Origin of the sequence: Pseudaquabacterium pictum, assembly GCF_005403045.1 — a bacterium.
Lineage (GTDB): Bacteria > Pseudomonadota > Gammaproteobacteria > Burkholderiales > Burkholderiaceae_C > Pseudaquabacterium > Pseudaquabacterium pictum.
In genome coordinates this window covers 49,557-62,959 of record NZ_BJCL01000018.1, presented here as the reverse complement: position 1 = coordinate 62,959, position 13,403 = coordinate 49,557, and the positions used below count along the sequence as shown (strand labels likewise).

At 66.9% G+C, this 13,403-nt stretch carries 17 protein-coding genes; 12 read left to right on the top strand and 5 right to left on the bottom strand.

All coding sequences use genetic code 11. The annotated features are described in order from the left end of the window. Positions 1-106 precede the first annotated feature (106 nt). The gene (locus FFT10_RS23610; protein ID WP_137735336.1) at positions 107-1,045 is read left to right on the top strand and encodes an IS481 family transposase; all 939 of its coding nucleotides are present in this window, start codon (positions 107-109) and stop codon (positions 1,043-1,045) included. 275 nt (positions 1,046-1,320) lie between these two features. Further along, positions 1,321-1,599, top strand: a complete 279-nt coding sequence (locus FFT10_RS23605) for a hypothetical protein (RefSeq protein ID WP_137735335.1) — start codon at positions 1,321-1,323, stop codon at positions 1,597-1,599. Between the two features lie 252 nt (positions 1,600-1,851). On the opposite strand, the gene FFT10_RS28420 is transcribed toward FFT10_RS23605, so the two are convergent. From FFT10_RS28420 to FFT10_RS23590, 3 genes are read right to left on the bottom strand one after another with little or no spacing between them, the layout of a single operon-like run. Next, positions 1,852-2,088, bottom strand: a complete 237-nt coding sequence (locus tag FFT10_RS28420; protein ID WP_137735334.1) for a GDCCVxC domain-containing (seleno)protein — start codon at positions 2,086-2,088, stop codon at positions 1,852-1,854. Beyond that, the gene (merP, locus tag FFT10_RS23595; RefSeq protein ID WP_137735333.1) at positions 2,085-2,369 is read right to left on the bottom strand and encodes a mercury resistance system periplasmic binding protein MerP; all 285 of its coding nucleotides are present in this window, start codon (positions 2,367-2,369) and stop codon (positions 2,085-2,087) included. Before merP ends, FFT10_RS28420 begins: the two co-directional genes overlap by 4 nt. A gap of 9 nt (positions 2,370-2,378) precedes the next feature. Then, on the bottom strand, positions 2,379-2,729 hold the full coding sequence (locus tag FFT10_RS23590; RefSeq protein WP_137735332.1) for a mercuric transporter MerT family protein: 351 nt from the start codon (positions 2,727-2,729) through the stop codon (positions 2,379-2,381). A 67-nt stretch (positions 2,730-2,796) separates the two neighbouring features. Between FFT10_RS23590 and FFT10_RS23585 the strand changes: the two genes are divergently transcribed. Then, entirely contained in the window at positions 2,797-3,207 is a 411-nt protein-coding gene (locus FFT10_RS23585; protein ID WP_228027278.1) for a MerR family transcriptional regulator, read from the top strand. A gap of 136 nt (positions 3,208-3,343) precedes the next feature. Here FFT10_RS23585 and cadR read toward each other — a convergent pair whose 3' ends face one another. Then, complete coding sequence (cadR, locus tag FFT10_RS23580; protein ID WP_137735330.1) at positions 3,344-3,814, bottom strand: Cd(II)/Pb(II)-responsive transcriptional regulator; 471 nt, start codon at positions 3,812-3,814, stop codon at positions 3,344-3,346. A gap of 15 nt (positions 3,815-3,829) precedes the next feature. Further along, on the bottom strand, positions 3,830-4,168 hold the full coding sequence (locus FFT10_RS23575; protein ID WP_137735329.1) for a YnfA family protein: 339 nt from the start codon (positions 4,166-4,168) through the stop codon (positions 3,830-3,832). 115 nt (positions 4,169-4,283) lie between these two features. On the opposite strand from FFT10_RS23575, the gene FFT10_RS23570 reads away from it, so the two are divergent. From FFT10_RS23570 to FFT10_RS23530, 9 genes are all read left to right on the top strand, one after another. Then, positions 4,284-4,916, top strand: a complete 633-nt coding sequence (locus FFT10_RS23570) for a cation efflux transmembrane domain-containing protein (protein WP_137735328.1) — start codon at positions 4,284-4,286, stop codon at positions 4,914-4,916. Positions 4,917-4,929: 13 nt separating this feature from the next. Continuing rightward, entirely contained in the window at positions 4,930-5,643 is a 714-nt protein-coding gene (locus FFT10_RS23565; RefSeq protein WP_137735327.1) for a transglutaminase-like domain-containing protein, read from the top strand. Positions 5,644-5,707: 64 nt separating this feature from the next. Beyond that, positions 5,708-6,106, top strand: a complete 399-nt coding sequence (locus tag FFT10_RS23560) for a hypothetical protein (RefSeq protein WP_137735326.1) — start codon at positions 5,708-5,710, stop codon at positions 6,104-6,106. A gap of 143 nt (positions 6,107-6,249) precedes the next feature. Next, positions 6,250-7,554, top strand: a complete 1,305-nt coding sequence (locus tag FFT10_RS23555) for a TolC family protein (RefSeq protein WP_137735379.1) — start codon at positions 6,250-6,252, stop codon at positions 7,552-7,554. A 29-nt stretch (positions 7,555-7,583) separates the two neighbouring features. After that, positions 7,584-8,174, top strand: a complete 591-nt coding sequence (locus FFT10_RS23550; protein WP_373282586.1) for a hypothetical protein — start codon at positions 7,584-7,586, stop codon at positions 8,172-8,174. Then, positions 8,171-9,283, top strand: a complete 1,113-nt coding sequence (locus tag FFT10_RS23545; protein ID WP_137735325.1) for an efflux RND transporter periplasmic adaptor subunit — start codon at positions 8,171-8,173, stop codon at positions 9,281-9,283. Before FFT10_RS23550 ends, FFT10_RS23545 begins: the two co-directional genes overlap by 4 nt. 1 nt (position 9,284) lies before the next feature. Continuing rightward, positions 9,285-12,404: an efflux RND transporter permease subunit gene (locus FFT10_RS23540; protein WP_137735324.1), complete on the top strand. Its 3,120-nt coding sequence runs from the start codon at positions 9,285-9,287 to the stop codon at positions 12,402-12,404. A gap of 52 nt (positions 12,405-12,456) precedes the next feature. Continuing rightward, positions 12,457-12,846 (top strand): hypothetical protein, encoded by a 390-nt coding sequence (locus FFT10_RS23535; RefSeq protein WP_137735323.1) that lies wholly within the window; start codon positions 12,457-12,459, stop codon positions 12,844-12,846. Between the two features lie 5 nt (positions 12,847-12,851). Beyond that, positions 12,852-13,388 carry a hypothetical protein gene (locus FFT10_RS23530; protein WP_137735322.1) on the top strand — a complete coding sequence of 179 codons (537 nt, stop codon included), beginning with the start codon at positions 12,852-12,854 and terminating at the stop codon, positions 13,386-13,388. Positions 13,389-13,403: the final 15 nt, after the last annotated feature.

Below are 13,403 nucleotides of genomic sequence, written 5' to 3'. Positions count from 1 at the left end.
ATTCGCTGTCGAGGACTAGGTGTGATGTCTCAATAGGTTGTTCACCCGGCCGGGTCTGGGAGACTGGAGTTGCAACGCTTCAGGACTCACAGAAGGGATCGACCGAGTGAACACCCATAAGAATGCCAGATTGACCTGGCAGGGCCGGCGCCTGCTGGTCGAACGGGTTGCCCAGATGGGGCTGGCGGCGGCGGCCAACGCCGCTGGGGTGAGCCTGCGCACAGCACGCAAGTGGCTCGCGAGGTACGAGGCCGCAGGCGAGGATGGCCTGGTCGATCGCAGTTCTCGCCCGCTGCGCACTCGCAACAGCATCGACGCCGAACTGGCAGAGCGCATCGAGGGCCTACGGCGCAGCCGCATGCCGGTGCGCCGGATCGCCGCGGTCGTCGGCCGCAGCGTGGCCACCATCAGCCGCTTCGTCGCCAGCTTGGGGCTGTCCAGCCTGAGTGCGCTGGAGCCGGCCAAGCCGGTCGTGCGCTACGAGCACGAAGCGCCCGGCGAGCTGCTTCACATCGACACCAAGAAGCTCGGGCGCATCGTGCGGCCCAGCCATCGCGTGACTGGCGATCGCCGCGATTCGGTCGAGGGCGCGGGATGGGAGTTCGCGCATGTGGCCATCGATGACCACTCGCGTGCGGGCTTCGTTCAGATGCACCCCGACGAGCGCAAGACCTCGGCGGTGGAGTTCCTCAAGGCCAGTGTGGCGCACTACGCCGCGCTGGGCGTGACGATCAAGCGGCTGATCACCGACAACGGCAGTGCGTACCGCTCTAAGCTGTTCGCCAAGACCTGCCAGGCCCTGGGCATCAAGCACTCGTTCACCAAGCCTTATTGCCCCCAGACCAACGGGAAGGCAGAGCGCTTCATCCAGACCTGCCTGCGCGAATGGGCCTACGGACGGGTATGGGCCAACAGCGCCGAGCGAACGGCATGGCTGCCAGCCTTCCTGGCCTACTACAACGCCCGGCGGCCACACTCAGCCCTCGGCTACCGCCCTCCAGCCTACCGCCTGTTCGGGAACAACCTGTTGAAACTCAACAACTAGGCCGCCGGACTCATGAACGCTCAGGACCTGACGTCGAAGCCTGGATTCGACCTCGTCCGGCGTTGAACCGGTTGCTGCGAAGTGCCTGAAGCCGATCACCCAGCCCACAAAGCCGCCGGAATCTGGGTCGGTCTCGATGGTGCAGTGGACAGTAGTCATGGCAGATTTGTACCACTGGCTTCGACAGGCGAGGATCTGCGTCGGCAACGCGGTCCTCCCTCGGATCGATTTGCACGGCGCACGCCGCGAATGGTGGTCAGCGAAAGAGCCGAAACATGAAACTGTGGACTGTGTGGCAAGACTATGGCGCTACCGGTGAGGGCAGGACACTTTTGGCGCGCGTCGCCTACGCGGAAAACGAGCAGGATGCTCGCGCGGGCTTTGCACGGGAATTCGATGAGCACTTCGTCAGTGGAGCCGAGGCACGAGAAGGCGTGCAGCAGAACGAGGTGACGCAGGCGCTGTTCGCCCCGGCGGCTCTCAAGCGAGCCAAGCAGATGGAAGGTCGCGCGACTCTCGTGCTTGCGGCCCGCTTTTACTTCAATTTCGCCTGACCACAGGGCCGCGCGGTAGCGCGGTGCACATGCCGGCGCGTAAATCGACGCCGACGAGATTGCTCAGCCGAGGCAACGCACGTCGTCGACCGAAGCACTTGCTCGACCAGCAACGCGCTTGGCAAGGCGCTGGGCGGGCAGCGACGGCAGCTGTGAAAGACCTGCTTCGGGACGCTGCCAGGTCGATCAAGATCGTCAAAATGGCCCCTCGGGCTGTCAAGCGGCCCGGAATGAGCGTCGATATTAGTTATGTCAACTCGGCTCTGTCGTCGGACAGCCGCAGCACGACGAACCATCTGCCTGGATGGGCGGGCACTTGTTCGTGCCGTACGAGCAGAACACGCAGCAGTCGCCCGGCTTGGGGCGTAATACCGTCTTGCAGTTCTCGCACTCGTAGAACCATTGGCAGGCGTCTGTCGGCATCGTTTCCTCCTTCGCATGCCCGCAGTGCGGGCAGGCAAGGACCGATTGAAGAACGATTTCGGTCACTTCACCGAACCCACCGACGAAGGGAAGCCCGCGTCAGCGGTCGCCCGGGTCAGTGCCTCGGGCGAGGTCTTCGCCGGGTCGAACGCGACGACCGCGCGCTTGGTCTTGAAGTCGACCTTGGCGGTCTCCACGCCAGGCACCTTCTCGAGCGCCTTCCGAACGGTGATCGGGCACACCGCGCAGTCCATCTTGGTCACGTCCAGCGTAGCCGTGCGGGAGCCGGCGGCCATGACGCCCGCGGAGGCAACAAGGCCAGCAATCAGGACAGGAATGAACTTCATGGGATGACCTCAGTAGAAGAGCGGCGCATACAGCGGAAACGCCATCAAGGCCACTGCCGCAGCGGCGACCACCCAGAAGATGACACGCTGCCGTCGGCGCACTGCGGGGATGACACACGCCTCGCCTGGCTTACAGGCCTCAGGACTGCGGTACAGCTTGAAAAACGCGTAACCGAAGAACGCCAGCGCAGCCGCGATGAAGTAAGGCTGGTAAACCTCCAGGGCCACCAGACGCGAACCCCACGCGCCACCGACGCCGAGCACCACCAGCAGCAAAGGGCCGGCGCAACAGGCCGAAGCGCCAATTGCAGCGGCGGCGCCGCCCAGCAGTGAGCCGGAAGTCGTCAAGGGCCGTGACATACCTGTTCCTGTAGGGATCGATTGCAGCTAGTCTAGGTACGTACCTGAGTACGGAGTCAAGCCCATGATGGAACAAATGACGATCGGCCAACTTGCCGCAGCGGCCGGGGTCAACGTTGAGACGGTTCGCTACTACCAGCGCCGCGACCTGCTGGCCGTCCCTGACCGCCCGGCCGGCGGCATCGGCAGGTATGCACCATCGGCGCTGACGCGACTGCGTTTCATTAAGCGGGCGCAGTCGCTGGGCTTCACCCTCGATGACGTGCACGCACTCTTGTCGCTCGACGATGGGCGAGGATGTTCGGCAGCACGACAGATTGGCGAGCACAAACTCGCGGACGTGCGGCAACGGCTGCAGGCCCTGCGGGTTCTGGAGGCTGCCTTGCAAGACCTGGTCAGCAGCTGCTCGACGACGAAACGCAAGGTGAACTGCCCATTGATCGAGGCTCTGATGCAGTTCGAGGAGCAAGTGCCCTGAGCGGCCTTGAGCGCCACCGCAGCCGGGCGTCCGCGACGCGTGCTGGCCGCAAGTGCTCTGCACGGCGAGCCCGCCGCACATGTGGAGCGAAAATGTGTTGTCGTGCTTGGCAGCCCAGCAGACCTGCTCGTCACTGCTAACGTCGACTGCCGCGAGTGTGCGAGCCACCCACGTGGTGACCAGGCACCTTGGCCGCTGCGGCAGCCGGCACTGACGAGGCCTGCACCAGCTCGTTCAGGATCCCGCAGCGTGCAGCCTCGCTGCTGCCCGCGCACTGCTCGCGCAGCGCCTTCAGTTGCTTCTCCAGCTGGCGCAACTCACGGATGCGGGTGGCAACATGGCCGATGTGTTCGTCGAGCAGCGCGTTGACCTCGCCGCACTCCGCCTGCGGCTGGTCCTTGAAGCGCAGCAGCACGCGAATCTCGTCCAGCGTCATGTCCAGTGACCGGCAATGGCGCACGAACGCCAGACGCTCGACGTGCTCGGGCCCGTAGATGCGGTAGTTGCCTTCGCTGCGCGGCGCCTGCGGCAGCAGGCCCTCGCGCTCGTAGTAGCGGATGGTCTCGACCTGGGTCTGCGCCGCCAGGGCCAGTTCGCCGATCTTCATGGTCGTGCCTCCTCTTCAGCTGGCAGCCCTGGGCTGCAGCGCAATGATCGCCATGCCGGCGAGGCAGATGGCGCCACCGACGAGATCCCATCGCGTCGGCATGACACCGTCGACGCGCCACAACCAGAGCAACGCAACAACGACATAGACACCACCGTAGGCCGCATAGGTGCGGCCCGCAGCGCTCGGATGCAAGGTCAACAGCCACGCGAATGCCGCCAGCGAAGCCGCCGCGGGCAACAGCCACCAGACCGGGCGGCCCTGGGTCAGCACCAGCCAGGGCAGGTAGCAGCCGACGATCTCGGCGATCGCGGTGATGAAGAACAGTCCTGTGAAGCGAAGGAAATCGAACATGGTTCAGGGCTCTCGACGTGCGCGGAGTGACACGCCAACGAATCGCAGCATAGCCGCTTGACTCTGGAGCCGCTACAGGGTTTCAAATACCTGCATCGACACGCGAAAGCCTCTTATGAGCGACTCCTGCTGCAGCCACGGCTGCACCGCCCCACCCGCCAGCCAGAGCCCGCGCTACCGCCGCGTGCTGTGGGTGGCGCTGATCATCAACGCGGTGATGTTCGGCATCGAACTCGCCGGTGGCCTGCGCGCCGGGTCGGTGTCGCTGCTGGCAGATGCGGTCGACTTCTTCGGCGACGCGGCCAATTACGGCATCTCGCTTCTCGTGCTCGGCATGGCCCTGACCTGGCGCGCACGGGCCGCTCTCTTCAAGGGCCTGACCATGGGCGCGTTCGGCGTGTTCGTGCTCGGCCGGGCCGCCTGGTCGGCCGCCGCGGGCACTGTGCCCGAGCCGGTGACGATGGGCGCGATCGGCGCCCTGGCGCTGCTGGCCAACGTGTCGGTGGCCGCGATGCTCTACGCCTGGCGCGAGGGCGACGCCAACATGCGCTCGGTGTGGCTGTGCAGCCGCAACGATGCGATCGGCAACGTGGCAGTGATGGCCGCTGCGCTGGGCGTTTTCGGCACCGGCAGCGGCTGGCCCGACCTGGCCGTCGCCGCGGTCATGGGCGTGCTCGCGCTGACCGCCGCGCGCTCCGTCATCCAGCAGGCCCGGGCTGAACTGCGCCCTGTGCCGGCGCAAGCTTGAAGGGAACGACGCCATGTCCGACGCCATGCACCCCTTGTTGGCAGCGACGCCGCTGCTAGATGTTCACCACCCGGACATCGAGTCCCTGGTCGCCCGTCGCGGCTGGCGAACCCTCAGCCCCTACGACCGCATCGGCGCTGTCTACGACTTCGTCCGCAACGAGATCGCCTTTGGCTACAACGAGGGCGACGAACTGCCGGCATCCACGGTGCTGGCCGACGGCATCGGCCAGTGCAACACCAAGAGCACGCTGCTGATGGCCTTGCTGCGCGCGGTGGGCATCCCCAGCCGCTTCCATGGCTTCACGATCGACAAGCCGCTGCAGAAGGGCGCGATCACCGGCCTGGCCTACGCACTGGCCCCCCAGCGCATCATCCACAGCTGGGTCGAAGTCAGTCTGGAAAGCCGCTGGATCGCACTCGAAGGCTTCATCCTCGATGCGCCCTACCTGGCCAGCCTGCAGCGCCGCTTCCCCCAGGCGCGCCGCTTCTGCGGCTACGGCGCCGCCACTCGCGACCTGTCGGCTCCCGGCGTCGAATGGCGTGGCCAGGACACCTACATCCAGAAGGAAGGCATCGCCGACGACTTCGGCCTCTTCGACAGCCCGGACGCCTTCTACGCGCGCCACGGTTCCAACCTGTCTGGCCTCAAGCGTTGGCTGTACGAACGCGTGATCCGCCACCGGATGAACCGCAACGTTGCACGCATTCGTGCCGCGAAGTGGTGAAACCCCACAGTCCGGTCGCCATGGTCGCGCCGAGGCCAACCCTGTAGCCGCTAGACTCTTGCCCGTGCGTCGAATCCTCGCCATCGTCCTGCTCGCCCTCTTGCCGCTCCAGTTCAGCTGGGCGGCCGTGGCGTCGTATTGCGGGCACGAGACCCAGGCCGGGGCCGAGCATTTCGGTCACCACGACCACCAGCACCATGCTGACGCCAGCAACGGGGCCGGGTTGGACGCCGATCCAACCACCACCTCGGATGTGAACCCGGATGCCGGTGATGGCAAAGCGCCCGGCGCCATGGACCTGGACTGCGGCCATTGCCACGGCACCTGCAGCATGATGCTGAATCTGCCGTCGGCGCTGCCTGGTGCACTCTCGACGGGGCATCGCAGCGCCTCCCTCGACGAAGCCAGTGGTGCGCACGCACCGACCCGACCCGAACGCCCTCAGTGGCTGCCCCTCGCCTGATCGGCGAGGCGGGTCTCTTCCTTCTCTGAAGCCCGTTCGCGCCTGAGTGCGCGCCGCAGCATGCGGCGCCTTCGGGCACGACGCGACCTCTTGGTCGCCGCTTGCCGATCTCCCGTGAGTTGTTTTCAACACTGGAGCATCGGATGACACCTAGAACTCGAACAACGGTCTGGCTGCTGCGCGCCAGCGCAGCAGCCACCATGGCCGCCTGCAGCTTGGCCGCGCAGGCACAGACAGCGACCGCGACCACTGCACCCCCTGTCACGGTCGGCGCAGCCGGCGCCACCAGCCCGCTGAGCCTGCGGCAAGCATTTGACGCCGCCTGGGCCCGCCAGCCCGAGGCCATGGCACTGCAGGCGCGCCGCGACGCCGCGCGTGCCCAACAAAGTGCCGCCAAGGCGTGGACGCCCGAGCCGGCGGCCCTGGAAGTCTCGAACAAGACCGACCGCCTGGGCAGCAACAACGGCGCGCGCGAAGTCGAGGTCGGCATCGCCGTGCCGCTGTGGTTGCCTGGAGAGCGCGGCAGCAGCGCGGCGCTGGCCGACGCCGAAGGTGCCGCCATCGAGAGCCGGGCAACCGCGGCCCAACTGCGCGTGGCAGCCACCGTTCGCGACGCCTGGTGGCAATGGCAGCGTGCGCGTATCGAGGTCGGAACCGCCCGCGATCAGCTGGACAACACCCGCCTCATCGCCGCCGACGTGGCTCGGCGTGCGAAGGCTGGCGATCTGGCACGCGCCGACCAGCACCAGGCTGATGGCGCCGTGGCCAGCGCGGAAGCCAGCGTGGCGCAGGCAGAGGCCGGCCTTGCGGCGGCCCGACAGCATTTGCGCGCACTTGCGGGCACCGCACCTGCCTTGTCCGAGGCAGGCGACACCCTGACTGAGCCGGATCCCGGCGCCGCAGCAGCTGACCTCGAAGCCCACGCCGCGCTGCAGGAACTCAAGGACCGGGCAGCTGTGGCCGAGCGAACCGTCGCACTGACTGCGAGCCAGTCGCGCGCCAACCCCGAGCTGATGCTGGCGACGACGCGTGACCGCGGTGCCCGCGGCGAGGCCTCCCAGCAAACCATCACGCTGGGCATCCGCATCCCTTTCGGCGCTGGCCCACGCTCTGATGCCCGACGCGCCAACGCGCGCGCCGAGGCCGCCGAGATCCAGGCGCAACTGGCCCTGGAACGCGAACGTCTCATCGCAGAACGGGAAGCGGCGCGCGTGCGGGTCGAGGCCTCGCGCACCCAGTTGGCCGCCGCCGAAAGGCGCGCGCAGCTGGCCCGCGAGTCGCGCGGCTTCTTCGACAAGTCGTTCCGACTCGGCGAAACCGATCTGCCGACACGCCTGCGCATCGAGGCCGAAGCCGCCGAGGCCGACCGACAGGCGGCCCGTACCCGCATCGAGCTCTCAGCAGCGATCTCTGCCTGGCGCCAGGCCCTCGGCCTGCTCCCCCAGTGACGCCGCAGCGAAGCCCCGGCAACACGTCCATGACGCTGCCCACCCAATTCTTCAGGAACCCCTCCATGAACTTCCCGTATCTCCCGGCCGCACTGCTCGCGGCGGCCCTCCTAGTCGCATCCCCTGCCTGGGCCGGCGAAGGCCATGACCACGGTGACGCTGCACCCGCGGCCGTCGGACAGGCGCTCCCGCGCTTCTCGGCTGTGTCCGAGATCTTTGAACTCGTCGGTGTGCTCAACGGCAAGCAGATCACGCTGTACCTCGACCGCTTTGCCGACAACAGCCCGGTGCGCGGCGCGCAGATCGAGCTCGAGATCGGCGGCGCGAAGTTCAAGGCCGAGAAGCAAGGCGAAGACGAGTACGAGGTCGTGCTGCCTACCGAGCCCAAGCCCGGCGTTCTGCCTGTCGCCGCAACCGTCATCGCCGGCAAAGAAACCGACTTGCTGGCCGGTGAACTCGACATCCACGAGGAGGCGCACACCGAGGAGGCTGTCGCATCCCACGCCTGGACGAAGTACGCAGGCTGGGGCGCCGGTGGCGTGGCGGTCTTGGCCCTGCTTCTTTGGGGTGGGCGTCGCGTCGTGGGTGCTCGCAACGTTCGCGCCGGAGGTGCAGCATGAAGCGCACCTTGATCACCACCAGCCTCGCGCTGTGGTTCGCCTTGGCAGTGCTGTCCCCCGTCCATGCCGGTGAGGGTCATGACCATGGCGGCGCGCCCGCAGCGCCCAGCGCCAACGGCCCGCAGCGCCAGCCGGACGGCAGCGTGTTCCTGCCCAAGCCCGCGCAGCGCCAGCTGGGCGTGCGCACCCTCGTCACCGAAGCTGCGGAACTGCCACGCACCGTGGAACTGGGCGCCAAGGTGCTGATGGACCCGAACGCCGGTGGCAAGGTGCAGCCGCTGAACGCCGGCCGCATCGAGCCGGGGCCGCGTGGCCTGCCCAACCCTGGGCAGGCGGTGCGCAAGGGTGAAGTGTTGGCCTACGTCGTGCCGTCGGCGGCGCCGATCGAACGCTCCAACCAGGCCGCGCAGCTCGCCGAGCTGCGCGCCGCCAAGGCGCTGGCCGACAAGCGCATCGCGCGTCTGCAGGAGCTGGCCGACACGGTGCCGCGCAAGGAGATCGAGGCGGCCGAGAGCGAAGCCGCCAGCCTGACGGCGCGCATCGCCGCCGTCGGGGGCGGCCTGTCCACCCGCGAGGCGCTGGTGGCACCGGTGTCCGGTGTGATCGCCTCCGCCAACGTGGTGGCCGGCCAAGTGGTCGATGCGCGCGAACTGATCTTCGAGATCGTCGACCCCTCACGCCTGCGCATCGAGGCACTCGCCTTCGATGCCGCCATCGCTTCGAACATCGGCGCGGCGACGATGGCTGTCGGCGACAAGCGGGTGCCGTTGACCTTCATCGGGGCGTCGCGCAGCCTGCGCGAACAGGCGCTGCCGCTCGCCTTTCGGGCTCAGGGTGATGCTCTGACCCTGCTGGCTGTCGGCCAGCCGGTGCGCGTGTTCGTGCAGACCAGGGACAAGGTCAAGGGCGTCTCCGTGCCGGTGGCCTCGCTGATGAAGAACCCGGCCAACCAGACGGTCGTCTGGGTCAAGGCAGCGCCGGAACGCTTCGAGCCGCGAACGGTCACGGTGGAGCCGCTGGACGGTGTGCACGTCGCGATCACCTCGGGCTTGCAGGCCGGCGATCGTGTGGCCACGCAAGGCGCCACCTTGATCAACCAGGTGCGCTGACATGTTCAAGTGGCTACTCGATAACAGCCTGACGAACCGGCTGCTGGTGATCATCGCCAGCGTCGTGCTGATGGCCTACGGCGCGTTCACGCTCTCCACCACCCCGGTGGACGTGTTCCCGGACCTCAACAAGCCCACCGTCACCATCATGACCGAGGCCGGCGGCATGGCCGCCGAGGAGGTGGAGCAGCTCATCACCTTCCCGCTGGAGACGACCATGAACGGTCTGCCTGGCGTGGAGTCGGTGCGCTCGACTTCGTCGGCAGGCCTGTCCTTCCTCTACGTCACCTTCGACTGGAGCACCGACATCTTCCGGGCACGGCAACTGGTTTCGGAACGACTGTCTTCGATGGAGGAAGGCATCGCCGAAGGCGTGGTGCCGCGCATGGGCCCGATCAGCTCAATCATGGGCGAGATCATGCAGATCGCCATCCCGGTCGATCCGAGCAAGATCAGCGCGATGGCCGTGCGCGAGTACGCGGACTGGGTGCTGCGCCCACGGCTGCTGTCGGTGCCGGGCGTGGCGCAGGTGATCCCGATCGGCGGCGAGGTCCGCCAGTTCCAGGTTCAGCCGAACACCACCCGCATGGCGGAGCTGGGCATCACGCACGACCAGCTCGAAGGCGCGCTGAAGGGCTACTCGTCCAACACCTCCGGAGGCTTTTTGGAGCTGAACGGGCGCGAGTACCTGATTCGCAACCTCGGTCGGACCTCCCGGCTCGATGACCTGAAGAACCTGGCGCTGACCTCCAAGGACGGACAACCGATCCTGATGCGCCAGATCGCCGAGGTGACTTTCGCCGCGGCGCTCAAGCGCGGCGACGCAGGATACGAAGGCAAGCCGGCGGTGATCCTGGGCATCCAGAAGCAGCCGACCGCCGACACCATCGCGCTCACCAAGTCCATCGAGGACGCGCTGGTCGGGCTGAAGGCGTCACTGCCGGCCGGCATGGAGGCACCGCGCGTGACCTTCCGCCAGGCCAGCTTCATCGAGGCCTCGATCACCACGCTGCAGGGCAAGCTGATCGGCGCTTCGATCTTCGTGGCGGTGATCCTGTTCTTCTTCCTCGGAACGCTGCGACCCACCATCATCGCGCTGACGGCCATCCCGGCGTCGATCTTCATCACCGCGCTGGTCTTCAAGTATTTCGGGCTGTCGATCAACACGATGACGCTCGGTGGGCTGGCCATCGCCATCGGTGGCCTGGTCGACGACGCGGTGGTCGGAGTCGAGAACGTGCTGCGGCGGCTGAAGGCCGACCGAGCCAACCATCCCCACAGTCGCCTGCACCCGATCGAGGTGGTCGCGCACGCCACGATGGAGGTGCGGTCAGCCATCCTGTACGCGACGGTCATCATCGTGCTCGTCTTCATCCCGCTGTTCGCGCTGCCGGGGCTGGAGGGCAAGCTGTTCGTGCCACTGGGCATCGCCTTCATTGTCTCGACGCTGGCCTCGTTGATCGTCTCTGTGACGGTGACGCCGGTGCTCAGCTTCTACCTGCTGCCGCGGATGAAGAATCTGGATCACGGCGACACCAAGGTGCTGGCCTGGCTGAAGGCGCGCTACCGCAGCAGCCTGCAGGGCGTGCTGGATCGGCCGAAGGCCGCCATGGCGGCGGCGGGTACCGCAGTGCTGGTGGCCGCGGTGGCGGTGCCGTTCTTCCCGACGACCTTTCTGCCGCCCTTTAACGAGGGCACGCTGCTGATCGGCCTGCGCCTGAATCCGGGCGTCACCTTGACGGAATCGTCAGCGCTGGCCCGTCAGGCCGAGGTGCTGGTCAAGCAGGTGCCCGAGGTCACGCACGTCGGGCGCCGCAGTGGCCGGGCCGAGCTGGACGAGCATGCGGAAGGCGTGCACGTCAGCGAACTCGACGTGGGCCTGAAGCCGACGGCCGAACTCACTCGGAGCATGGACGAGATCAAGGCCGACATCCGCTCGCGCCTGGTGAACCTGCCGGCCGCGCTGGAGATCGGCCAGCCCATCTCGCACCGTATCGACCACATGCTGTCGGGCGTGCGCTCGCAGATCGCCATCAAGATCTTCGGCGAGGACCTGGACGCCCTGCGCGGCCAAGCCGATGCGCTGCGCGCGAAGCTGGCTGCGATCCAAGGCATTGCCGACCTGCAGATCGAGAAGCAGGTGCTGGCACCACAGATCAAGGTGCGCATCGACTACGCCGCGGCGGCGCAGTACGGCGTGCCGGCACCCCAGGTGCTGAACGCGCTGCAGGCCCTGGTCGAGGGCGAGAAGGTCACGCAGATCGTCGAGGGCAGCCGCCGATTCGCACTGGTGGTCAAGCTGCCGGAATCGGCGCGGTCTGTGGAAGGCCTGGGTCAGATCCTGATCGAGACGCCGAACGGGCGCATCCCGCTGTCGAAGATCGCCACCATCGAGGACGGCGACGGCCCGAACCAGATCAGTCGCGACGACGGCAAGCGGCGCATCGTGCTGTCGGCCAACGCCTCCGGGCGCGCTCTGTCGGAGATCGTGGCCGACATCCGCAAGGTGGTGGCCGAGACGAAGCTGCCCGAGGGCTACTTCATCACCCTGGGTGGCCAGTTCCAGGCGCAGGAGGAGGCTTCGCGGCTCGTCGGCCTGCTGTCCATCGTGTCGCTCACGCTGATGTTCGTGGTGCTCTACAGCCGCTACAAGTCGGCCACGCTGTCGGCGCTGATCATGGTGAACATCCCGCTCGCCCTGGTGGGCGCGGTGATCGGCCTGTGGCTGTCGGGCCAGCCGCTGTCGGTAGCGGCCCTGGTCGGCTTCATCACACTGGCGGGCATCTCGGTGCGCAACGGCATCCTGAAGGTCAGCCACTACATCAACCTGATGCGCTTCGAGGGCGAGTCCTTCGACCAGAAGATGATCCTGCGCGGCTCGCTTGAGCGGCTGAGCCCGGTGCTGATGACGGCGCTCGTCACGGCCTTCGCGCTCGCCCCGCTGCTGTTCGAGGCAGAGCAGCCCGGGACCGAAGTGCTGCACCCGGTGGCCGTGGTGATTTTCTCAGGCCTCATCAGTTCGACCATGCTCGACACCTTCCTCACGCCCGCGATGTTCTGGCTCTTCGGTCGCAAGCCGGCCGAGGCGCTGATGCACGACAAGGACGCTGAAGCCCTTTGATGGCGCTTTGACCACTTCCCCTGTTCACACCCACCAACCCGAAAGGACTCTCATGAAGACGCAAGCCCTCCTCGCCTCCATCACCCTGGCCCTGGCCGGTTCTGCCTTTGCCGCCGGCGACAAACACGACCATGCGCATGAGCACAAGCCGATGCACGGCGGCGTCGTCGTCGAAGTCAAGGACATCGACTACGAACTGGTCGCCAAGCCCACGATGATCCAGTTGCACCTGCGCGACCACGGCAAGCCCGCGGACGTGTCCAAGGCCAGCGCCAAGCTGACGCTGCTCACGGGCACCGAGAAGCAGGAAGTCGAACTGAAGCCGGCGGGCGACAAGCTCGAAGCCTCGGGCGCTTTCAAGGTCGGACCCGGCACCAAGGTCGTGGCCCTGGTGACCATCGCTGGCAAGTCAGCTGGCTCCGTGCGCTTCACAGTTAAGTGAAAGCCATGACTGCCAGCCGATTGACCTGCGCCTCGGTGGTCCTGGTGGCCGGGCTGCTTGCGGGGTGCGCCACGCCGCCGGCGCCCGATCCCACCGCCGAGATCCCGTACTGCCACAAGACCAACAAGGGCCGGGTGATCGCCTGCACCACGGCCGCGGTACCGAGCCTGAACGCCGACGCACAGGCCAAGCAGTTTGCGCCCGACCCGAATGCGCTGACTGTTTATGTCGTGCGGCGCAACTGGGGCGACGGCCGCAACTTCGTCAAGGTCCAGGCGGACAGCGGAGCCGCCGTCGAGACCCTGCCGAACACGATGGTGCGCTACAGGCTCAAGCCCGGCTCGCACACGATCAACTTCGATTTCGAGGGGCAGCGTCCAGCGACGACGGTCGCGGGCAAGGCAGGCGAAGTGCGTTTCGTCCGGCTCGACGGCATGGTCTGGGCCTGGAAAAGCACGTTCACCTGGGCAACCGAGTCCGAGGACGCGATCCGCGAGCGAGCACTGAAGGCCAGGCTCATTGCCGACTTGGCGCTGCGCTGATCGCATGAGGACATT